Source organism: Flavobacterium sp., from assembly GCF_017744675.1.
Lineage (GTDB): Bacteria > Bacteroidota > Bacteroidia > Flavobacteriales > Flavobacteriaceae > Flavobacterium.
On record NZ_JAGIAV010000008.1, the window covers coordinates 126,035 to 148,731 of the forward strand.

Annotated in this window: 22 protein-coding genes; 7 read left to right on the forward strand and 15 right to left on the reverse strand. The window is 34.1% G+C overall.

The window, feature by feature from the left end; genetic code table 11:
- Positions 1-52: 52 nt before the first annotated feature.
- The 7 genes from murD to J7574_RS21755 form a co-directional block, all read right to left on the reverse strand.
- Positions 53-1,384, reverse strand: coding sequence for a UDP-N-acetylmuramoyl-L-alanine--D-glutamate ligase (murD, locus tag J7574_RS21725; protein WP_177210807.1), 1,332 nt, complete (start codon positions 1,382-1,384; stop codon positions 53-55).
- The gene (gene mraY, locus J7574_RS21730; RefSeq protein ID WP_290973865.1) at positions 1,385-2,617 is read right to left on the reverse strand and encodes a phospho-N-acetylmuramoyl-pentapeptide-transferase; all 1,233 of its coding nucleotides are present in this window, start codon (positions 2,615-2,617) and stop codon (positions 1,385-1,387) included.
- A 101-nt stretch (positions 2,618-2,718) separates the two neighbouring features.
- Positions 2,719-4,182 (reverse strand): UDP-N-acetylmuramoyl-L-alanyl-D-glutamate--2,6-diaminopimelate ligase, encoded by a 1,464-nt coding sequence (locus J7574_RS21735; RefSeq protein WP_290973868.1) that lies wholly within the window; start codon positions 4,180-4,182, stop codon positions 2,719-2,721.
- On the reverse strand, positions 4,179-6,188 hold the full coding sequence (locus J7574_RS21740) for a penicillin-binding protein (RefSeq protein ID WP_290973870.1): 2,010 nt from the start codon (positions 6,186-6,188) through the stop codon (positions 4,179-4,181). Before J7574_RS21740 ends, J7574_RS21735 begins: the two co-directional genes overlap by 4 nt.
- Complete coding sequence (locus J7574_RS21745; RefSeq protein ID WP_008467159.1) at positions 6,179-6,526, reverse strand: FtsL-like putative cell division protein; 348 nt, start codon at positions 6,524-6,526, stop codon at positions 6,179-6,181. Before J7574_RS21745 ends, J7574_RS21740 begins: the two co-directional genes overlap by 10 nt.
- Positions 6,527-6,547: 21 nt before the next feature.
- Positions 6,548-7,456 carry a 16S rRNA (cytosine(1402)-N(4))-methyltransferase RsmH gene (gene rsmH, locus J7574_RS21750; RefSeq protein ID WP_290973875.1) on the reverse strand — a complete coding sequence of 303 codons (909 nt, stop codon included), beginning with the start codon at positions 7,454-7,456 and terminating at the stop codon, positions 6,548-6,550.
- Entirely contained in the window at positions 7,431-7,904 is a 474-nt protein-coding gene (locus J7574_RS21755) for a division/cell wall cluster transcriptional repressor MraZ (protein WP_290973878.1), read from the reverse strand. Before J7574_RS21755 ends, rsmH begins: the two co-directional genes overlap by 26 nt.
- 377 nt (positions 7,905-8,281) lie before the next feature.
- Between J7574_RS21755 and J7574_RS21760 the strand changes: the two genes are divergently transcribed.
- Together J7574_RS21760 and yihA are read left to right on the forward strand one after the other, a co-directional pair.
- On the forward strand, positions 8,282-9,046 hold the full coding sequence (locus tag J7574_RS21760; RefSeq protein WP_290973881.1) for an alpha/beta hydrolase: 765 nt from the start codon (positions 8,282-8,284) through the stop codon (positions 9,044-9,046).
- 45 nt (positions 9,047-9,091) lie between these two features.
- A complete protein-coding gene (yihA, locus tag J7574_RS21765) occupies positions 9,092-9,724 on the forward strand; it encodes a ribosome biogenesis GTP-binding protein YihA/YsxC (protein ID WP_290973884.1) in 633 nt (210 codons plus the stop codon).
- An 85-nt stretch (positions 9,725-9,809) separates the two neighbouring features.
- On the opposite strand, the gene gldC is transcribed toward yihA, so the two are convergent.
- Together gldC and gldB are read right to left on the reverse strand one after the other, a co-directional pair.
- Positions 9,810-10,142, reverse strand: coding sequence for a gliding motility protein GldC (gldC, locus tag J7574_RS21770; RefSeq protein ID WP_008467164.1), 333 nt, complete (start codon positions 10,140-10,142; stop codon positions 9,810-9,812).
- A complete protein-coding gene (gene gldB, locus J7574_RS21775) occupies positions 10,142-11,098 on the reverse strand; it encodes a gliding motility lipoprotein GldB (protein WP_290973889.1) in 957 nt (318 codons plus the stop codon). Before gldB ends, gldC begins: the two co-directional genes overlap by 1 nt.
- A 99-nt stretch (positions 11,099-11,197) precedes the next feature.
- Between gldB and nadE the strand changes: the two genes are divergently transcribed.
- Together nadE and J7574_RS21785 are read left to right on the forward strand one after the other, a co-directional pair.
- Complete coding sequence (nadE, locus tag J7574_RS21780) at positions 11,198-12,004, forward strand: NAD(+) synthase (RefSeq protein ID WP_290973891.1); 807 nt, start codon at positions 11,198-11,200, stop codon at positions 12,002-12,004.
- A gap of 92 nt (positions 12,005-12,096) precedes the next feature.
- Entirely contained in the window at positions 12,097-12,726 is a 630-nt protein-coding gene (locus J7574_RS21785) for a response regulator transcription factor (protein WP_008467169.1), read from the forward strand.
- Between the two features lie 90 nt (positions 12,727-12,816).
- Here the strand turns inward: J7574_RS21785 and dnaG are convergent, their stop codons facing one another.
- The 5 genes from dnaG to J7574_RS21810 all read right to left on the reverse strand — a co-directional run bounded on the left by dnaG (position 12,817) and on the right by J7574_RS21810 (position 18,598).
- Positions 12,817-14,889 carry a DNA primase gene (dnaG, locus tag J7574_RS21790; RefSeq protein WP_290973901.1) on the reverse strand — a complete coding sequence of 691 codons (2,073 nt, stop codon included), beginning with the start codon at positions 14,887-14,889 and terminating at the stop codon, positions 12,817-12,819.
- Positions 14,890-15,018: 129 nt separating this feature from the next.
- Entirely contained in the window at positions 15,019-16,047 is a 1,029-nt protein-coding gene (locus J7574_RS21795; protein WP_290973905.1) for a hypothetical protein, read from the reverse strand.
- A 74-nt stretch (positions 16,048-16,121) separates the two neighbouring features.
- Entirely contained in the window at positions 16,122-16,874 is a 753-nt protein-coding gene (locus J7574_RS21800; RefSeq protein ID WP_290973908.1) for a hypothetical protein, read from the reverse strand.
- Positions 16,861-17,421, reverse strand: a complete 561-nt coding sequence (locus J7574_RS21805; RefSeq protein ID WP_290973911.1) for an RNA polymerase sigma factor — start codon at positions 17,419-17,421, stop codon at positions 16,861-16,863. Before J7574_RS21805 ends, J7574_RS21800 begins: the two co-directional genes overlap by 14 nt.
- Positions 17,422-17,620: 199 nt before the next feature.
- A complete protein-coding gene (locus tag J7574_RS21810) occupies positions 17,621-18,598 on the reverse strand; it encodes a polyprenyl synthetase family protein (RefSeq protein WP_290973914.1) in 978 nt (325 codons plus the stop codon).
- A 161-nt stretch (positions 18,599-18,759) separates the two neighbouring features.
- On the opposite strand from J7574_RS21810, the gene J7574_RS21815 reads away from it, so the two are divergent.
- Positions 18,760-19,620 (forward strand): hypothetical protein, encoded by an 861-nt coding sequence (locus J7574_RS21815; RefSeq protein ID WP_290973916.1) that lies wholly within the window; start codon positions 18,760-18,762, stop codon positions 19,618-19,620.
- A 225-nt stretch (positions 19,621-19,845) separates the two neighbouring features.
- Here the strand turns inward: J7574_RS21815 and rlmN are convergent, their stop codons facing one another.
- Positions 19,846-20,889, reverse strand: a complete 1,044-nt coding sequence (rlmN, locus tag J7574_RS21820) for a 23S rRNA (adenine(2503)-C(2))-methyltransferase RlmN (RefSeq protein ID WP_201998417.1) — start codon at positions 20,887-20,889, stop codon at positions 19,846-19,848.
- 374 nt (positions 20,890-21,263) lie between these two features.
- Here rlmN and J7574_RS21825 point away from each other — a divergent pair, with 374 nt between their 5' ends.
- Both J7574_RS21825 and J7574_RS21830 read left to right on the forward strand, forming a co-directional pair.
- The gene (locus tag J7574_RS21825; protein WP_290973923.1) at positions 21,264-21,824 is read left to right on the forward strand and encodes a YceI family protein; all 561 of its coding nucleotides are present in this window, start codon (positions 21,264-21,266) and stop codon (positions 21,822-21,824) included.
- Positions 21,825-22,127: 303 nt separating this feature from the next.
- A complete protein-coding gene (locus J7574_RS21830) occupies positions 22,128-22,697 on the forward strand; it encodes a YceI family protein (RefSeq protein WP_290973926.1) in 570 nt (189 codons plus the stop codon).

Genomic DNA, 22,697 nt, shown 5'->3' on the forward strand with positions numbered 1-22,697 from the left:
GTTTCAAGTTTCAGTCCCGATAGCTATCGGGACTGAAACTTGAAACTTTTTTCTACAAGTTATGTACTGCTTGTTTAAATTGTTTTCCACGATCTTCATAATTTTCGAATAAATCGAAACTTGCGCAAGCTGGAGACAACAAAACCACATCTCCTTTTTCTGTTAATCTTTGAGCAGTTTTTACTGCATCATTCATATTGTTTACTTCAACCATAATATCAACTACGTTTCCAAAAGCATCGATAATTTTACGGTTATCAATTCCAAGACAGATAATTGCTTTTACTTTCTCACGTACCAATGACATTAGTTCGTTGTAATCGTTTCCTTTATCAACACCTCCCACAATCCAAACTGTTGGCGCATTCATACTGTCTAAAGCAAAGAATGTGGCATTTACATTTGTCGCTTTTGAATCGTTGATATATTGAACATTTTGTATTTTTAATACCTTCTCTAAACGGTGTTCAACTCCTTGGAAATTAGATAGACTTTCACGAATTGTTGCATTTCTAATTTGCATCAATTTAGCTACAGAGCTTGCTGCCATGGCATTTTTCATATTATGTTTTCCTTCTAACGCAATGTGTTCTGTATCCATTGTAAACTCTTCTTGGTTGATTTTTATTTCCATTTTGTTGTTATTTATAGAAGCCCCTTCATCAAATTTTTTCGTCAATGAAAAAGGAATTAATTTCGCTTTTGTTTTGTTCTTTTTTAACCATTCTGTACTTGCTTCATCATCTGCATCGTAAATGAGATAATCATTTTCAGTCTGGTTCATCGTTATTCGGAACTTCGAATTGATATAATTTTCATATTTATACTCATACCGATCTAAATGGTCCGGACTTATATTGGTTATTATCGCAATATCGGGTCTGTAATTTATTATTCCGTCTAACTGAAAACTGCTTAATTCAAGAACGTATGCATCAAATTTATTTTCTGCTACCTGCCAGGCAAAGCTCTTTCCGATATTTCCTCCCAATCCTACATTCAATCCTGCATATTTCAGCAAGTGGTGTGTTAGCATTGTAGTGGTTGTTTTACCGTTACTTCCTGTAATCCCGATGGTCATTGCTTCTGTATAAGGTATCGCAAATTCAATTTCCGAAATCACTTTTACTCCTGCCGCAATCAGCTTTTTTACTATCGGAGACTTGTCTGGAATTCCTGGGCTTTTCATCACCACATCAGCATTTAGAATCAAATCTTCTGTATGCTGCTCTTCTTCCCAGGCTATTTTATTAATGATAAGAACTTCTTTATAACTCTCTTTTATTTTTCCGAAATCAGAAACAAAAACATCATATCCTTGTTTCTTCCCGAGGATCGCAGTTCCAACACCACTTTCTCCTCCACCTAAAACCACTAGTCTCATCTATCTTAATTTTAGGGTAATAATTGACAATATGGCTAACATCACAGCAACAATCCAGAAACGGGTTACGATTTTACTTTCGTGATATCCTTTTTTCTGATAATGATGATGCAAAGGTGACATCAGGAAAATTCTTCGGCCTTCACCAAAACGCTTTTTGGTATATTTAAAATAAGTTACTTGAATAATTACGGAAGCACTTTCTGCTAAGAAAATTCCACAGAATAAAACAATCAAAATTTCTTTACGCACTGCAATTGCTAATACTGCAATAATTCCTCCAATAGTCAAACTTCCTGTATCTCCCATAAATACAGATGCCGGAAACGAATTGTACCAAAGAAATCCGATAAGCGCTCCAACAAAGGCAGAAATAAAGACCGTCATTTCTCCCGAATTGGGGATATACATGATATTCAAATAATTAGAAAAAATGATATTACCAGAAACAAACGTAAATATTCCGAGGGCGAGGACTGATATGGCGGAGGTTCCTGCCGCGAGTCCGTCGATTCCGTCAGTTAAATTAGCTCCATTTGAAACTGCTGTAATAATGAAAATAACAACCGGAATAAACACTAGCCAAGCCCATTTCTCGTAACCATCTCCCATAAAAGATAATACTTCAGCATAATCAAATTCGTTGTTTTTTACGAAAGGAATTGTAGTTGCTGTAGATTTCTCCTCAACTCCTGCAGGCACAACAACTGTTGAATTTGCAGCAGTTTTAAAAATATCTGCACGACCCGTATCTGTTCTTACTGTAACAGCAGGATTAAAATAAAGAACTGCCCCAACGATGATTCCTAGACCAACTTGACCAATAACTTTAAAAATACCTTTTAATCCTTGTTTGTCTTTTTTGAATATTTTAATGTAATCGTCAACAAAACCAATTGTTCCCATCCACAAAGTAGTTACAATTAGCAAAACAATATATATGTTGTGCAATCTTGCAAATAATAGAACTGGAATAAGAGTTGCAAAAATGATGATTAATCCACCCATTGTTGGCGTACCAGCTTTTTCATTCTGACCTGCCAAACCAAGCTCGCGAACTGTTTCTCCAACTTGCTGACGGCGCAAAAAGTTAATTACTCTTTTACCATAAATAGTCGACAAAAGCAACGAAAGCATAAATGCCAAAGCTGATCTAAATGTGATGTACTGGAAAACTCCTGTCCCGGGAATGTCCAATGTTTTATCAAAATATTCAAATAAATAGTACAGCATATTTCTTTATTTTTTTAAATTCTAATTCGAATTAAATTCCAATTTTTAAATTCCAAACTCCAACATTGAATTGGATTCTGAAATTTGAAATTTCAATTTTGTTATTTATTTAGTTGCTTTAAAATCTCTTTTACCGTCTCCATATCATCAAAATGGTGGCGAACTCCATTTATCTCCTGATAGGTTTCATGCCCTTTTCCTGCAATTAGAATGATATCTTTTGGCTGAGCCAATTGACAAGCGGTTTTAATGGCTTGTTTTCTATCTGTAATTCGCAGCATTTTTTTATAATTATGAGGCTCAACTCCTTGCTCCATTTCATCCAAAATAACTTCTGGATCTTCATTTCTAGGATTATCTGAAGTCAAAACCGCTTTATCGCTCATATCCGAAGCAATCTTTGCCATAATCGGACGTTTTGTTTTATCGCGATTCCCTCCGCATCCAACAACAGTGATCAATTGTTCGTTTTTGGTACGAATATCATTTATGGTTTTCAAAACATTATCAAGCGCATCTGGCGTATGTGCATAATCCACAACCGCAGTAATTCCGCCATCCGATACGATATATTGAAAACGACCCGAAACACTTTCTAAATCAGACAATAAACGCAACGCTTCCAGACTATCAATTCCAAGTTCTATAGCTGTTCCGTAAATCGCTAAAACATTGTATGCGTTGAAAGTGCCTATCAGTTTTACCCAAACTTCATTATCGTTAATTTTTAGAAGCAAACCTGATAATTGGCTTTCTAAAATCTGAGCTCTATAATCTGCATAAGACTTTAAAGCATAAGTCAGTTTTTTAGCCACTGTATTCTGAAGCATTACTGATCCATTTTTATCATCAATGTTTGATAAAACAAAAGCGGATTTTGGAAGCGAGTCGAAAAATGACTTTTTAACGTCTCTATATTCTGCAAATGTTGGATGGTAATCTAAATGGTCATGAGAAAGATTCGTGAAAATTCCTCCCACAAAATGCAACGCTTCTGTACGCTTTTGGTGAATGCCATGCGAACTAACTTCCATAAAACAATGCGTCACTCCAGCTTCAACCATTTCATTTAAATAATGATTGATTGTCAAAGAATCTGGCGTTGTATGTGTTGCCGGATATTCTGTTGTATCAACTACGATTTTTACGGTCGACAGTAATCCAACTTTAAAGCCTGCTTTTTGAAACAATTGAAACAATAACGATGCAATTGTAGTTTTACCATTTGTACCAGTTACACCAACTAATTTTAGTTTTGAAGAAGGATCTGCAAAATAATTAGCTGCCATAAAAGCCAAAGCCGTATTGGTGTCTTTCACCTGAATATAAGTCACACCATTCGCAACATTTGCTGGAAACGTATCGCAAATAATTGCTTTTGCCCCAAGCTGAATTGCTTTTTCTATGTAATCATGTCCATCTGAAAGTGAACCGCGAATAGCCACGAAAACATCATTTGCTTCTACTTTACGTGAATCAAACTCAATTTTCTGGATAGCCACATCTGTTGAACCTTTTACAGATTCAATGGCTACTTTATATAATATGTCTTTTAATACTTTCACGATAATTCCAATACAATAGTTGTGTTTTTACTAATACTGGTTCCTGCTTGAATCGATTGATTCTTCACTTTCCCCATTCCATTTACTTTCACTTTCAAACCTAAATTCTCCAGTAAAGCAATCGCATCCATCCCTGGCATTCCTTTTAAATTAGGAATCTGATTCATCTTTTTATTGGCCTCAACCGTATATTTATCATAACTAGCATCCTGTTTCGGAATTCTAGTGTCTAATTTTTTAATTCTATTTGTTGAAGGCGCGTCTGTAAAAATCTTTTGTGCAATTCTTTTAAAGACCGGTCCTGCAACATCCGCTCCATAATAATTGTTCTTAGCCGTATTTGGTTTATGAACCACTACAATGCAAGAGTATTTTGGATGATCTGCTGGAAAATATCCTACGAAAGAAGACGCATAATACAACGCTGATTTTCCTTCTTTCCCTCCATAATTCATTTGAGCCGTTCCGGTTTTTCCCGCCATAGAAAAGTCTTTAGAATACAGCTTGGAACCCGTTCCTTTTTTTACCACATTTTCTAAGACCGCTTTTACTTTTTTAAGCGTTTCAGGCGAACAGACCTTTGGATTGATTACTTCTGTGTCAAACTTTTTTATGGTATTATTCCATTCTTTAATTTCTGAAACAAATTGCGGCCTTACCATTACTCCATTATTCGCAATCGAATTATAAAAGGCTAAAGTCTGCATTGGCGTAACTGAAACCGAATATCCAAAAGCCATCCACGGAAGCGAAATCCCTGACCAGCTTTTATCTCCTGGATGCGGAACAATCGGTCTGCCTTCTCCTTTAAAGTGCAATCCTAACGGTTTATCTAAACCAAAACTTCTAATATGATTCACAAACTTTGACGGATTGCTCTTGTAATTATCATAAACCGCCTGAACCATTACCGTATTGGACGAAAGTTCAAATCCGCGCGCAAGTGAAACTTTTCCGTAACCTCCATGATGCGAATCGCGTACCGATCTTCCATAATATTTAACAACACCATTGTGACTGTCGTAAACCGTACTTGTATCGGCTACTTTGTCTTCTAAAATCGCCATTAAATCGACCAATTTAAAAGTCGATCCTGGTTCGTGAGATTCTGCAATTGCATAATTTGTGGTCTCATAATACGAGCCGTCTTCTGCTCTCCCTAAGTTTGAAATCGCTTTAACGTAACCCGTTTCTGTTTCCATTACCACAACACAACCATGATCTGCTTCATAATCTTGCAATTGTTTCAGCAAAGCGTGATGCGCAATATCTTGAATGAAAACATCTATAGTCGAAATCACATCATAACCGTCAATCGGGTCTACCTCGTTAACATCACGAATAGGTTTCCATTGTCCTTTTGCGATTTTTTGTTTTAGGATTTTACCATCTTTTCCGTTCAAATAGTTTTTAAATGCCCATTCAATTCCTTTTCCTACTTCTACTCCAGTTGCAGGATCAATACGGTCATAACCAATTGTTCTTTCTGCAATTTTCCCGATCGGATGTTTTCTAACCGTTTCTTGTTCAACAATAATTCCGCCTTTGAAAGCTCCTAAATTGAATAATGGAAAACCTTTAATTTTTACATATTCAGTATAACTTAAGTTGCGAGCAATCAAATAATAACGATTTTTATTCTCGCGTGCTTTTCGTAATTCTTTCTGAAAATAACTACTTGGCTTATCTAAAACTGTTGCCAATGAATCTGACAATGGTTTTACATATTTTTCAAAAGTTTCTGTTTTTGGCGCTTTTGCATCAAAACGAATTTCATAATTCGGAATTGAAGTGGCCAGCAAACTTCCATCAGCAGAATAAATATTTCCTTTGTTGGCAGGAATTACAAAGTTTCTCACAGTACGCTGTTTTGCGAGTTTTCTGTAATAATCTCCTTCAACCCACTGAATATTGGTTAATTTAACAACAATAGCAATTGCCATCAAAAAGATGAAAACTGCTACGAGGTAAATTCTGTAGGATATATGTTTATCGTCTACTGCCATATTCTTTTAAAGAAACTTTTTTCTTCTTCTTTTTTAACTTCTATTTTCACTGGAGGAACTGTCGACGGAAAAATTTGCTTTTCTAACATTTTATCCGAAATGGTTGACTCCATTTTTAACTTCATCAATTCTGAACGTCGATCTACAAATTCAGATCTTAGCTCTTTTACTTCATTATTTAATTTCGCGATTTCAAAAACCTTTTGTTCGTATCGCTGTGTATTGGCAATCATCAAAATGGCCAGCAAAATTATAAAGACAATAAATCGCCAATTTTTTACTGCATCTTCATGAATCAGAAATCTTGCTTTTAATATGCTAAATACACCACTTTTCATTATTTCCTACCTTAATATATATTATAGCTTTTCTGCAACTCTTAATTTGGCACTTCTTGCTCTATTATTAATCTTGATTTCTTCGTTGTCTGGAACAATCAATTTTCCGATAGTTTTGAATGGAACTGAAAAGTTTCCGTAAAAATCTCTTTCTGGTTCTCCTTCAAACATTCCGTTCTTTATGAATCTTTTTACCAAACGATCTTCTAAAGAATGATACGAGATTACCGAGAATCTTCCTCCTGGTTTTAAAACCTCCAACGACTGCTCGATAAATTCTTTAAGAACGTCCATTTCTTGATTTACCTCAATTCGAATTGCCTGATAAATCTGAGCCAAGACTTTGTTTCGAACTTTCTCTGGCAAAAACTTTTTCAGAACATCCTTTAACTCTTCGGTTGTTTTGATAGGATAATCTTTTCTCGCCTCTACAATTGTTCTTGCTAAAACTGGCGCATTCTTCAACTCCCCATAATCAAAAAAAACACGACGTAAATCCTGTTCTTCATATTCGTTAACCACCCGATAAGCATTTAAATCATTTCTTTGACTCATCCGCATATCTAACTCGGCATCAAATCTTGTAGAAAAACCTCTTTCAGGAACATCAAACTGATGTGATGAAACTCCCAAATCTGCTAAGATTCCATCTACTTCTTTTACTCCGTGAAAACGTAAAAACCTTTTTATGAACCTAAAATTCTCGTTTATCAGAGTAAACCTTTCATCAGGCAATGCATTGGCAAGCGCGTCTTCGTCTTGGTCAAATGCAAACAGCCTTCCGTTTGGTCCTAATCTTTTTAAAATCTCTTTTGAATGACCACCGCCTCCAAACGTAACATCTACATACACACCATCAGGTTTAATATTTAAACCATCTACTGTTTGATGAAGCAAAACCGGATTATGATATTCCATCTTCGTCGTCATTAATATTTCCCATTACTTCTTCGGCTAAATCTGCAAAATCCATATCTTCGCCGCTTATTGATTTTTCGTATAAATCTTTATCCCAAATCTCCACAATATTAACCGCAGATGAAAAAACCACATCTTTAGAAATACTTGCAAACGTTACCAAATCTTTTGGAACAAGCAATCTCCCTAATGCATCAACCTCAACCACTTTAACACCAGCAGTAAACCTTCTAATGAAATCGTTGTTCTTTTTTACAAAGCGATTAAGCTTGTTGATTTTTTTCATCATCGCATCCCACTCTACCATAGGATACAATTCTAAACACGGCTGAAAAACAGAACGCTTCAAAACAAATCCGTCTTGAAGAGAAGCCGCCAACTGCTTTTTTAAAGGGGCAGGCATCATTAGCCTTCCTTTAGCGTCGACTTTACACTCATATGTTCCAACAATTGTGTTCAAAAAAACTAGTTAACATGTTATACAGCAAAAATATAAAAAATATTACCACATTTTACCACTTTATACCACTTTGTTAATAAGTTTAACCACTTTGCTACCACTTTCTGTAATCTGCATTTAATCAATACCTTAACTATTAATTAACAGATTCTTAAATACGTTATTCATTCAAAAAAATAATGCGCTAATTTTCTTAAAAAATTGATTATAATGCATATTTTTTAACATATCCAGATTTTAACAAAATAGGCTTTAAATACTGATTTTTAACCTCTTACAAGTTCGACTCAAATTATCTAGTTAAAAAATGACATCAAAAATTCATTTTTGTGTAATTAACCCTATATTTGTCGAAATTGAAATTGGCATTAGATTAGATGGACAAACACTATAAAAAAGAAGGCAAATACAGCTATTTTGAAGCTGGAGAAGGTACTCCAATCGTTATTCTGCATGGTTTGATGGGAGGCCTAAGTAACTTTGATGGTGTAGCACAATATTTCCCAACGAAAGGATATAAAGTTGTTATCCCAGATTTGCCAATATATACCCAAAGTATTTTAAAAACGAATGTGAAAAGCTTTGCAAAATATGTAAAAGACTTTATCACTTTTAAAGGTTTTGACAAGGTTATTCTTCTAGGAAATTCTCTTGGAGGGCATATCGCTTTATACCACACAAAACTTTATCCCGAAAAAGTTGCTGGACTTGTAATTACAGGAAGCTCTGGACTTTACGAAAGCGCAATGGGAGACAGCTACCCAAGAAGAGGCGATTATGAATACATCAAAACAAAAGCTGAAGCCGTATTTTATGACCCAAAAATTGCCACTCCTGAATTGATTGATGAAGTGTACGCAACAGCAAATGACCGCATCAAATTAATCAAAACTTTGACTATTGCAAAAAGCGCAATTCGTCATAATATGGCAAAAGATTTGCCAAAAATGGACGTTGAGACTTGTATTATTTGGGGAAGAAACGATTCTGTAACCCCTCCAAATGTAGCAGAAGAATTCGATAAATTATTGCCAAATTCAACGCTATACTGGATTGATAAATGTGGACACGCCGCAATGATGGAACACCCTCAGGAATTCAATGAAATTCTTGAAAAATGGCTTACTGAAAAGAATTTTTAGCCATTAAATTTTATTTTTTTTTAGGAGGTTTTAAAACGAGAGACTATGAAAATTAACACCGCCGAATTTATTATCAGCAATTCTGACGCATCAAAATGTCCTAAGGATTTTTTACCAGAATATGCCTTTATAGGAAGATCAAACGTAGGTAAATCATCTTTGATAAACATGATTACCAACAATAAAAACTTAGCAAAAACATCTTCAAGACCTGGAAAAACACAATTAATCAACCACTTTAAAATCAACAGCAATTGGTTTTTGGTCGATTTGCCAGGTTATGGTTATGCAAAGGTTTCGAAGAAAACAAAATCAGTTTTTCAAAAGTTCATTACGGATTATTTCGAAAATCGAGAACAATTAGTTTGCGCTTTTGTTTTGATTGACATTCGCCACGAAGCTCAAAAGATTGACATTGAATTCATGTCGTATATGGGCGAGAGCGAAATTCCGTTTTGCATTATTTTTACTAAAGCAGATAAAATCGGCAAAACAAAAATAGATTCGCATATTGCAGCTTATAAAAAACAGATGTTTGCCAACAACTGGGCCGAAATGCCACAATATTTTATAACCTCATCTACAGAATCTATCGGAAAAGAGGAGCTTTTGTCTTATATAGACGAAGTAAACCAAGAGGTTTTTAAAAACAACAGCGGATTTTTAAATTCAATTTAAAAAGCTAAATTCCAATAAAAAAATCCCAAATTCCAAAGTAGTAAATTGGAATTTGGGATTTTTTATTTATTAGAACTTTAAAAGTTTATTTTGTCAATTCTAGTTTTTCTGCAAAGTAATCGCAAAAATCTTTCATGGTATCCGACATTTTTTCGTCGTCTGTTGCACGCTTAAAAGTGTCTGACATTGCCACCAAAGTTTGGTGGAAGAAAATCTTCATTTCGTCTACCGGCATATCTTTTGTCCACAAATCGATACGCATGGTTTCTTTTGCTTTACTATCCCAAATAGACAGCATTATTGCTTTTGCCTCTTCGGCTTGAACTCCGCCATCTTGCGCACTCCACGTTAATTTTTCAGGAACGCGGTTTTCATCCAATTCTATATTAAATTTAATCTCTGAGTTTATATTTGCCATTATTTCTTAGGTTTATATTTTGATTTTTCGAAGATTTCTTTTGGCTCAAGCTTAAACAATTCAGCCAAAGAAACATCACTATTATTTTTCATGTAAGAACGTACCATCTGCCAGCCAATCCAAGCTCCCACTCGCCCTGGAGAATCGTTATCTATTTCTAAAAAGAATTTTGAAAAAGGTGCTGGAGCTATAAATCGCCCTCTCAATTTCGGATCGTCGCTGTAAAGCATTTCATTTTCTATGAAATAACGCCACATATACGCTTCGTTTTCTTCACACCATTTTATCTGCTCAGGAGTGTACCCCATTTTTTCTGCATCTGTATATTCTGGAATCAGAAGATCTTTTGCATAAAGCTGTTTTCCTTCAAAAACCATTTGGGCAACCAAGCTCTTATCTATCGAATTTGGAATATTTCGATAAGAAAAACTAGAGACCACATCTGGCATAATCTGTCTTTCTTCAAAATTCTCTTTTAAGTAGTTCGGAAATTCGTAAAATTTATGATTTTTTCCCAAATACAATTCTAAAGCTACAACTACAAGACTATCTGCATAAATCGATTTTGCATTATAGTCCATTTCTCCAATAACCGTAATTACCTTCGGAATTTTAGTTTTAGGAAAATAATACTTTACGTGCTGGAAAAGCTCATTAAACTCTTTGCGAACAGGCTCAAAATTGCTGTATTTCTTCTGAACTTCTTCATAAACTTCTCTCCAAATCGGATCGTTCATTTTCTGAATCCAGACATTATCATCATTGCCTGGAAAGAAAAAAGGATATTGTTTTTTTATTTTTGCAAGATCTTGCGGTTTGGTTTCAAAAAACACCTTATCAAATCGTTCTACTTTAATATCAACAGGAATTTCTTCTACTTCTTTTTCAACCTTACTTTTTTGGTTGCAAGACAAAAAAAACAGGCACAGAACCACTGCAAAGCGATAAATTTTCATTTTATTTTAATTAGATTTGTGTTATCAGAATTTTAAGTAATTGCATACTCAAAATAATTCTGCAAATATACATCCCTGCATCTTAAAACTTAAACTATTATGGCTAAAAAAAGCACAATTCAAACAGAAAAAGTAAATACGCACATTGTAGAGTGGTTAAAAAATTATGCTACTAATGCAAAAGTAAACGGTTTTGTAATTGGAATCTCTGGAGGTGTAGATTCTGCAGTAACCTCAACTTTATGCGCACAGACAGGACTGAAAATTTTATGTGTAGAAATGCCAATTCATCAGGCAGAAAGCCAAGTTTCAAGAGGAAGAGAGCATATTGACCAACTAAAAAAACGATTTCCAAATGTTTCTGATGTTCAAACTGATTTAACGGGAGTTTTTGAATCTTTTAAAAGCGCTGTACCTTCAACAGATGATACAGCAAAAGTAAATTTAGCTTTGGCAAACACTCGTGCTCGCATTAGAATGACTTCTTTATATTATTTAGCAGGAATTCATGGTCTGCTTGTTGCCGGAACAGGAAATAAAGTAGAAGATTTTGGTGTAGGTTTTTACACAAAATATGGAGATGGAGGTGTCGATTTGAGTCCGATTGCCGATTTAATGAAATCTGATGTATACGCTTTAGGAGAATTTTTGCAAATTCCACAATCAATTTTAACAGCAGCACCTACTGATGGATTATTTGGAGATAATCGTACCGATGAGGACCAATTGGGAGCAAGTTATGATGAACTAGAATGGGCAATGTTGGCCGCGGAGTCAGGAAAGACGGCATCTGACTTTGAAGGGAGAGAAAAATCTGTCTTTGAAATTTATAAACGATTAAACACCAGCAACAAGCATAAAATGGATCCAATTCCAGTTTGTTTGATCCCAAAAACGTTAAAATAAGAATTTTAACATTTGTCTGCAATTAATTACAGAATTTATTTATTAATTTTACAGTTCCAAAAACATGAACAATTCTAAAAAAGGTAAAAATTATGATTAAAGTATGTCTAGCAGACAATCATCCTGTTACGCACTTTGGCGTTAAGTCTTATTTCAAAGACCACGATCAAATTTCAATTGTTGCCAACGTAGGCAATTTTTCAATGGTAAGAGATATTCTTCAAACGAAGGAGATCGACATTTTAATTCTAGATTTAGAGTTAGAAGGTCTTTCAAGTATTTTTGAAATTAAATCTATCCTAAAGAATTTCCCAAAAACAAAAATTGTTATTTTCAGTGATCTTGCTGAGCAAATGTATGCTCCAAATGCAATTAAAGCAGGAGTTTCCGGGTATGTACACAAAACAGAAAAACTTGAAACATTAGGTCATTCTATTATTAAAGTACACGAAGGAAAAATTATCATCAACGAAACAGTACGCAAAAACATGGCACTTATTGCTAAACAAAGCAAAAGCGAGCGTCTGTACAGAAAATTATCTAACCGTGAAATCGAGGTTTTACGTTATTTAAGTGATGGTAAGAAAAATAACGAAATCTCTAAAATCTTAAACCTGAACGAAAAAACGATCAGTACTTACAAACTGAGATTATTAACTAAATTGAACGTTACTAATTTAGTTGACTTAGTAAACAAAGCGAAGACTTTAGAAATTATTTAATTACAAGTCGAAAATCTTAACTTTTTAAGAAATCGGAAACTTTATAAAAACTCTATCTTATCTCAAAATAAGATAGAGTTTTTTTTCTTTTTAGTGGTAAGGCACTACTACTCGCCCTAATTTTTTCGAAAAGTTATTCAGCAGTTTAGAATAATCGATAACCATACTCAGAATTTCTGAATTGTCTTCCTGCGGATTGGTTAAAAGAGAGTTTTTTAATTCTGCAATAATGCCAGAAACCAAATACCATCTCATAGAAAATATAGTATCTGAAACATTCTGTTCGATGGTTTCGCTTTTATGCTTCGGAAAAATATTCTGTCCTTCCCAATTATGAATGGTTAGCCTTTCGTCTTCCATTAAAATATTGGTTACTTCCTGAGCAAATTCTGGCTCCAAATGCATTAAATATTTATCTAAACTAAAAGTCTCATTTTGATTATAAAAATCAATAATATTCTTATAAATATTTTGAAATAGAGCATTAGACAACTCTACTTCATCTTCCTGAAGACTTAAATATATTTTTTCGAATACTTTATATTGTCTTTTTTCAGAAATTTCTTTTACGTTTCCTTCTTCATCTGCTTTCAAGAAAACATCCTCAAAATTTTCTACTACACTTCCGTACAATAATAAAATTTCAATAACCTTTCTTTCAAAACCGTATAAAATATCTACTTTTTGATTTTGCTCTTGCGGATAATATCCTGGATCTCCTGGATAATCATAACCTTCTGGCGGTCCTGTTCTTGGATCTTCTGGATCTCCTCCTGAAAATGTGCCTGCATGCGGAGGCTGATTTCTAACAACTTCAAAAGGTTTATGCTCCTGTTTCTGCTTTTTATTAGCATCGGCTATATCTTTTTGAATCAGCTGCGCTAAGGTACTCGTTAACACCTGTTCAGAAATATCCATGATTCGGGCACATTCCTGAATATAGACTTCACGCTGAATTCGGTCTGGTATCTTAGAAATACTCGTAACCATATCGCGAATCAGATCGGCCTTTTTTATCGGGTCGTTTTTAGCTTCGCCCATTAAAATAGAAGCCTTAAACTGGATAAAATCTTTACTGTTATTTTCTAGATAAGCAACTAAATCGTCGTGCGAATTTTTTCGTGCAAAACTGTCTGGATCTTCTCCCTGAGGAAAAGAACAAACACGAACATTCATACCTTCTTCCAAAATCAAATCAATTCCTCGAATGGCCGCTCGCAAACCAGCCGCATCTCCATCAAAAAGTACGGTGATATTTCTTGTAAGACGATTGATCAAACGAATCTGATCTGGCGTTAATGCTGTTCCAGAAGATGCCACAACATTTTCGATTCCTGCTTGACTAAACTGAATCACATCGGTATAACCCTCAACTAGGTAACAGTTGTTTTGTTTGGCTATAGATTGCTTAGCATGATAAATTCCGTAAAGAACTTTACTTTTATGGTAAATATCGCTTTCTGGCGAGTTCAGGTATTTTGCTGCTTTTTTATCATTGGTCAAAATACGTCCGCCAAAACCTAAAACACGTCCCGACATACTTTGAATCGGAAACATTACACGGCCTTTAAATCGATCGAAAGGTCGGTCTTCTCGCGGAATTGTTAAACCTGTACTTTCAAGAAATTCTAATTTATAGCCTTTCCCCAATGCTTCTTTTGTTAAAGCATCCCAAGTTTCTGGAGAATATCCTAAATTGAATTTTTTGATAGTTTCATTCGTAAATCCCCTTTCTTTAAAGTAAGATAGACCAATCGCCTTTCCTTCTTCAGAATTTACCAAAACATCCTGAAAATATTTGGCTGCAAATTCAGAAACCAAATACATACTTTCACGAATGTCTGTATTTGCTTTTTCGGCTTCTGTCTGTTCGGTCTCTTCAATTTCGATATTGTATTTTTTAGCTAAATATCGAATGGCTTCTGGATAGGTAAATTGCGAATGCTCCATTAAGAATTTAACCGAATTCCCTCCTTTTCCCGTACTAAAATCTTTCCAGATTCCTTTTGCTGGCGACACCATGAAGGAAGGAGAACGCTCGTCTGAGAATGGACTTAAACCTTTAAAATTACTTCCTGCGCGCTTTAAATTTACAAAATCGCCGATAACCTCCTCTACTCGAGCAGTTTCAAAAACAGCGTCAATGGTGGTTTGTGAAATCAAAGTGTTTTAAATTTTAAAAGTTGAGAGCTAGCAAAAATACGCAAATCTTGTTGGAATTTTACTCATTTTTTAAATCAAAAAAGCATCTCACTAGAGATGCTCTTTTCACTAACTAAACGACCAGTAATTTTAGTTTAAATCTACACGAAGTCCTAACGAAATGTTATTCTCTTTTACTAGATTATTCTGAAATAATGGGTTTAAATCATATTTAAAATACAAACTCAATTCTCTATAACCGATATACGAACTCAGACCGTAAATGAAATTATTTACATTGTAATCGCCTTTTATAGTGGTTTTGTATTTTAAATCTTCTTCTTCAAATTTTAAAATCTGTTTTGATTTTACGTTGATTCCGGCATAACCTCCAACTCCAAAACGAAAACTTTTATGTGTCTTAAAATAGGTTTTCCCGTTGCGTTCTATGGGTCTTGTAAAATCAAATTCTAAATGTACTGGCACAACCAGATATACATTCCTGAAACGAGATTCGGTCAAATGAACTTGATTTTCTACTAGATTAGTCTGTTCTCCATCTACAACAAAACTTCTGTTATCTGTCGGGCGTATATTGTTGTACATTAATGAAAGTCCGTATTTCGCATGAAGCAGATTATCGTTTTTCATTAATCTTGAATTATAGGTAAAACCCCATTCGTAAAAATGCGACCCCATAAATTTATAATTCGAATCCTGAAGTTTTCCATCTGCCAACATATTGTTTAGTCCCATAGCAAATACAAATTGCGAGGTTGTTCTTTTTTCGCTTCGAATAGAATCTTTATGATGGCTATATGATTTCCATCGAATCATGTAGATTTTAGCAGAATCTTCTTTTATTTTTCCGTCTACTTTTTTCTGAACCAAATCATTTAATTCATTTTGAGCTAGTGTCACTTTTTCTTCTATAATTACCGCTCTTGCTTCGGCCAATTCCTTTTTGCGTTTATCAGCTTGTTCCTGTGTAATTTTCCCTTCAGACAATTGCACATTTACAGCTTCAACTTCTTCCTTTAAAGTCTCTTTTTCTTCTTTTGTGATTTTCTCTATTTTATTGGCAATTCTTTTTGCTTCAGACTCAAAAGTCTCCTGTCCTATTACTTTGCTCACTACCAAAAAGAAGAAAAGTATAAGATAAATGGTAAAATTTTTCATGATTGATTGTTTTAAAATGATTGAATATTTGATTGATGATGATTTTTTTAATTATAAATTGTTAATCAAGAACGCTACTTTTTGTCTTCCTGATTTCTGTTGGTTATAGCTACCTTAACTTCTTGAAGATTTTTGTTCACCTTAGTAATTACTTTTTCTCTAAAAGAAAGTTCCAGCTCGCCATCTACCTGATTTAGCAAATCGGCAGCATTGATTTTTACTTTTGCTTTTTTGTTCTGATTTTGTACTAAGACCTTATTTTCGGCTGTTTCTAATAATTGGTCGACACTTTCTTTTTTTGAAGTTTCAGCAACTGCGGTTTGATTGTTTGTTGATTGTTTTTCTTGATTGTTTTTGATGATGATTGAAGACTCCTCTATTGGATTTGATTCGTTTTTAATAATTTTATTTGAAGTTTGTCCCGAAACTCTCGGATTACTTCTTTCGTTTTTAGTTACTGAAGTTTTTTCTGCAATTGCAGTTTTTGTTTTAGCCAAATCAATAGCATTTAAAATCGGTTCTGTTAGTGATTCTTCTTTGATGTTGGTTTTGGTTTCTTTCTCTTTTTCAACAACTACTGTTTCTGGTGTTTTAATCGCCTTTTTATTTTGATTGAAAAACAGCATTCCAACCAATAAAAACCCAACCAGACTAGCCGCAATAAACAGCCATTTTCTTTTTGATTTTTTCGACTTAAGTTTAATTGGTTCTTTCTCTTCTGCTATACTCAACATTGCATCTAATCGATCCCAAGCTTTGTTGCTTGGTTCAATTTTACGTTGGTTTAGTTTTTCACGGAAATCCTTTTCAAAATTATTCGGTTCCATTATCTTGTTTTTTTAAAATAGTAATTTGTGTTTGCAGCATTTTTCTAGCGTGCGACAATTGCGATTTTGATGTTCCTTCGTTTATTCCTAACATCTTGGCAATTTCATTGTGTTTATAACCTTCAATCGCATATAAATTGAAAACCATTTTGTAGCCGTCTGGCAAAGCATCAATTAAATATTGAATTTGTTCTACAGTAAACTGACTGTCGATTTCGTTAAAGCTTTCTTCAACAAAAAATTCATCTTCGGTAAATTTTACTTTTTTCTGAACTCTTAAATACGAAATGCATTCGTTAACCATAATTCGGCGGATCCAGCCTTCAAAACTTCCCTTGTGTTCAAACTTGCTTATATTGGTAAACACTTTCATGAAAGCTGTTATCATTACATCTTCTGCCAATTGAATGTCCTTTATATATTGACGGCATACACTTAACATTTTTGAAGAAAACTTACTATAAATCTGTTGCTGCGCCTGACGATTGTTCTCGGCAGCCAGCTTTATGATTTTAGTTTCTTCTTGATGTAACTGAATAATTTTCATTAATAAGCTTTCGGTTTTTGGTTTTAGAAACAGACTTCTATTAGCATAGACGATTGTCGATTTGAAATGGTTGCATGAGGTTTGAAAAATTTCAATAAAAAAACTCCAAATTCCAAGACACATCAATACATGACTGATTTACAACGAAGTAAACCAATTCTCTGATTGACAAATTTTCTGATTATCTAATTAAAAAAGATTATTTCTTTCTTTCAATAACATAATTGACCATCAAAGTCAAAGCGTCTTTGTATTCTGAATCTTCGAAGTTTTGAAGTAATGCAAGTGCTTCTTGCTGAAATTGCACCATTTTGTTTTCGGCGTAAGCCAAACCATTATTGTTTTTTACAAAGGCAATCACTTCTTTTACGCGTTTTTTGTCTTTGTTGTGGTTTTTAATGGAGTTTATAAGCCACTTTTTTTCTTGAGGAGTACAAGTATTTAAAACATGAATTAAAGGCAAAGTCATTTTTTGCTCTTTAATATCTATTCCGGTTGGTTTTCCGATTGCTTCGTCGCTATAATCAAATAAATCATCTTTGATCTGAAAAGCCATTCCGATCAATTCGCCGAATTTGCGCATATATTCGACCTGAATATCATCTTCGATTACGGCTTTCGCGCCAAGCGCACAACAAGCTGCAATAAGCGTTGCGGTTTTCTTTCTGATGATTTCGTAGTAAACGTCTTCGGTAATATCCAGTCTTCTTGCCTTTTCTATTTGAAGCAATTCTCCTTCGCTCATTTCGCGAACGGCTACAGAAATAATTCTCAGTAAATCGAAATCGCCATTGTCAATAGAAAGCAATAATCCTTTAGACAATAAATAATCTCCGACCAAAACGGCAATTTTATTTTTCCAAAGCGCATTGATTGAGAAAAATCCGCGGCGGCGATTGCTGTCGTCTACAACATCATCGTGTACTAAAGTTGCGGTGTGAATTAATTCGATTACTGAAGCTCCGCGATAGGTTCTTTCGTTTACCGTACCGCCAGAAACCATTTTTGCAGTAAGAAAAACAAACATCGGACGCATCTGTTTTCCTTTACGGTTTACGATATAATAGGTGATTCGGTTTAATAAGGCAACCTTAGAGGTCATCGACTCATGGAACTTTTTCTCGAAAAGTTCCATCTCGTTAAAAATAGGCTGCTTTATTTGAGATGTAATATTCATTTAGACTCCAAATATACTATTTTAAATAAAAATACGTTGTCTATTTTAAGTTAGGATTTAAATATTTTATGTCTTAATCTGAAAAAAAACTCCAAAAATAGCTCTAACTAATACTGATTTGAATTCATTGACTTAAAAGAAGAACCCAAAACTATTTATTTATGAAAACAAAACTTTTATTAATTAGCACTTGTATTACTATGTCTTTTTTCATTGGCTGTAATTCTGATGAAAAAACAAATGACGGATCGACAGCAAAGATTACCAACGACGAGATTATAGCCAACTCTAAGATCGATGCTTCTGTTGAGGATGTTACTAACATTGCCGAAGATCAATTTAGCGCTCAGCTGAATGTAAATTCAAAACCAAGCGGGACAATAAAAAATTATCTTCCGAGCTGTGCCACAATTACTACGGTTTTAACCAATAACACTTGGACAAAAACGGTAGATTTTGGTATGGAAGGCTGTACGCTCAATAACGGAAATACGGTAAAAGGTAAAATGGTTGTTTCTTTTTCAAACGATTTTACTTCTTCTACCCAAACTATCAGCTATACTTTTGAAGGTTTTTACCATAATGGCAAAAAAATTCAGGGAAGCAAAAGTATTGTGAGAACTATTAAAGAAACCAATATATTAGTAACGCCACATCCTGTTTCTACAGCTGCTATAGATTTGACTATTACTTTTGATGATGGAAAAGTTTACACTAGAAAAGGGACTTTGATAAAAGAAATGACTTCTGGTTATGATACTTGGTTTGACTGGGACGACAATGTGTTTGTAGTTACCGGAAGCGGCTCTACAACTTTTCCTAACGGAGATACTTTCTCAGCAGAAATTACAACTCCTTTAGAATTTAATGCGGCTTGCAGAAAATCTTTTGCTGTAAAAGGAATCGTTTCTATAACTAAAAATGGTGCTACGGCAACTATCGATTATGGAAACGGAGAATGCGATACTCTTGCAAAAGTTACTAAAGACGGAGTTACAGAAGAAGTAGATTTGAAAAAATAAATTGTCTATTTTGTCCAAAAAAAAAGCATAAAAACAAGTTTCTCGTTTTTAATGCTTTTTTTTTGTATTCAAATGTCCCGCTGGGACATTATTAACATTACCATTATTACTACCGACCAAATGTTATCCACCAAATTCTACCGACCAAATACTCCTAGCGGAGTATATCTTGAAGTACCTTGATTCTTTTTTTATTACCAATCTTACCTTCCTAGCGGAGTATGTTTATGCTTCTTTGTTGGCTAATTGACCGCAAGCGGCGTCGATGTCTTTTCCTCGGCTTCTTCTCACTTTTACTACTACTCCGATATTTTCTAGTGCTTTTATGTACGCCATGATTGATTCTTCTGAAGCTTGCTGGAATTCTCCATCATCAATTGGATTGTATTCAATTAAATTGACTTTACAAGGCACGTATTTACAGAATTTCACCAAAGCATCAACAGAAGCTTTATCGTCGTTGATTCCTTTCCAAACTACATATTCGTACGAGATTTTGCTTTTGGTTTTTCTATACCAATATTCTAAAGCTTCTCGCAAATCTTTTAAAGGAAAGTTTTTACTGAAAGGCATAATGCGAGCGCGAGTTTCGTCTATAGCAGAGTGTAGAGAAACTGCCAGTTTAAACTTCACATCATCGTCTGCCATTTTCTTGATCATTTTCGGAATTCCTGAGGTCGAAACCATGATTCGTTTTGGAGACATTCCCAAACCTTCTTCTGAAGTAATCATGTCAATTGCTTTAATGACATTGTTATAATTCATTAAAGGTTCTCCCATTCCCATAAAAACAATATTCGAAAGCGGATGATTATAGTACAAACGGCTTTCTTTATCAATAGCCAGAACTTGGTCATAAATTTCACCTGGTTCTAGATTACGCATTCTTTTTAATCTTGCTGTAGCGCAGAAATTACAATCTAAACTGCACCCAACCTGACTAGAAACACAAGCAGTAGTTCTAGTCTCTGTCGGAATTAAAACAGATTCAACCACAAGTCCGTCATGAAGCCTTACGGCATTTTTTACCGTTCCATCACTACTTTTTTGCATTGTATCAACCTTAATGTGATTGATTACAAAGTTATTTTCAAGCATAGACCTTGTAGCTTTTGCCACGTTTGTCATGTCTTCAAAACTGTGAGCGCCTTTGCTCCATAACCATTCGTAAACCTGATTTCCTCGGAAAGCTTTATCTCCATTTTCAACAAAAAAATCGCGAAGCTGTTCTTTTGATAAGGCTCGTATGTCTTTTTTCTCCATTTGCATGCTGCAAAGTTAACTTATTTCCAGTATTTTCTAAAACTTAAAGCGCTTTACGGCTTTTTTCTTGATTTTTTCTCCCAAAAAATAGATTAAAAAAAGCGATAACATTCTTTTTCAACAAAAGAAACACAATCCACTAATAATAAACCATTTAAACTTAAATCTTATTTCAAAAAAGATACAATCTCAGCAATAATAGACCTTCACGCTCTTAACTATAACTATTTAATAAAACTTTAGCCATGATTTTTATCATTCCGTTTTCTACGCGCGCGCGATAATTTTGGCCTAAAAAATAAGGATAGCTTTTGATTCTTTTACCACTAAGAAGATCTTAAAGCTTCCTCATTTGAATGATTAACCTATACTTTATCTACATGAAAACAATTCAATCATTTTTACTGACTGTAATTTTTACAGCAATAGCATTACAAGCAAATGCACAAAAGAATTATAGCGTAGCCGCAAACTCAACTTTTGAAGTAGCAGGAACTTCTACAGTACACGACTGGGTAATGAAATCTACTGAAGGGACAGGAATGGCCAATTTAATAGTTAAAGATTCTAAGCTTGCCAGCATAAACAGTTTAAAGGTTTCATTATTGGCCGAAAGCTTAAAAAGCTATAAAGAAAGTATGGACAAAGTCGCTTATGAAGCTCTAGATACCGAAACCCATAAATATATTGAATACATTTTAAAATCTGCTGAAAAGATAGATGAGAACACCTGGAACTTAACAGGAGTTTATACTATTGCAGGTGTAAGCAAAGAATATAAAACTCAGGTAAAAGTAACGACAAGCCAAGGAAAAATTATTCTGCAAGGTTCTAACCAAATTACTTTTGGCGATTTTGAAATGACTCCTCCTAAAGCTGCTCTTGGAGTTGTAAAAGCAGGAAAAGATTTAACTGTAATCTTCAATATCATTTTAAGCTAAAAAGAACCAGTTTCTATTCTTAAAAAAACATCTTTTTTAAGATTTCATTTTTTCTAATCAAATGTTAAAAACTAGCATTTTGACAAAACTCTGTATTGTTTTTTGCTTTGATAACGGAATCTAAAAAAATGAAAACGTTGTAGTTATTAAATAGCTATTTAATAAAATTTTAACAATGACTTTTATCATAAAATAAGCTGATATATAGGCTGATCTTTGATACAAGTTAAAATAACAACTCTTAGTACTAAAAGAAACAAGCCTATATCTTAACTTATTTTTTACAATAAAAACATGACAAAAATGAAAACTAATAAAACAAAATTATTCGCTCTTGTTGTTGCAATTTTAGGAATTACCTCATTTGCTACAGCACAAAAATCATACACCTTAGATAGCAAATCAACTTTTTCTGTAGCGGGCACCTCTACACTTCATGACTGGGAAATGAAATCGGCTTCTGGAACTGGAACAGCCACTTTAAACATTGCTAATGGAAAACTAACCGACATAGAAGCTTTGACAGTTACTCTTTTGGCAGAAAGTGTAAAAAGCGAGAAAAAAAGCATGGATAAAGTGGCTTATGAAACCCTAAAAACAGATAAAAACAAACAAATTAAATATGTTCTTAAATCTGCTGAAAAAGTAAATGAAACTACTTGGGAACTAACGGGAACTTACACCATTGCTGGAGTTAGCAAAGTTTATAAAACATCTGTAAAAACTACTGTTACAAAAGATGGATTAAACCTTCAGGGATCTAATAAAATCACTTTTACAGAATTCGGAATGAAGTCTCCAACAGCAATGCTTGGAACAATAAAAACAGGGCAAGACCTGACTATAAAATTTAATTTAAACTTTAATTTATAA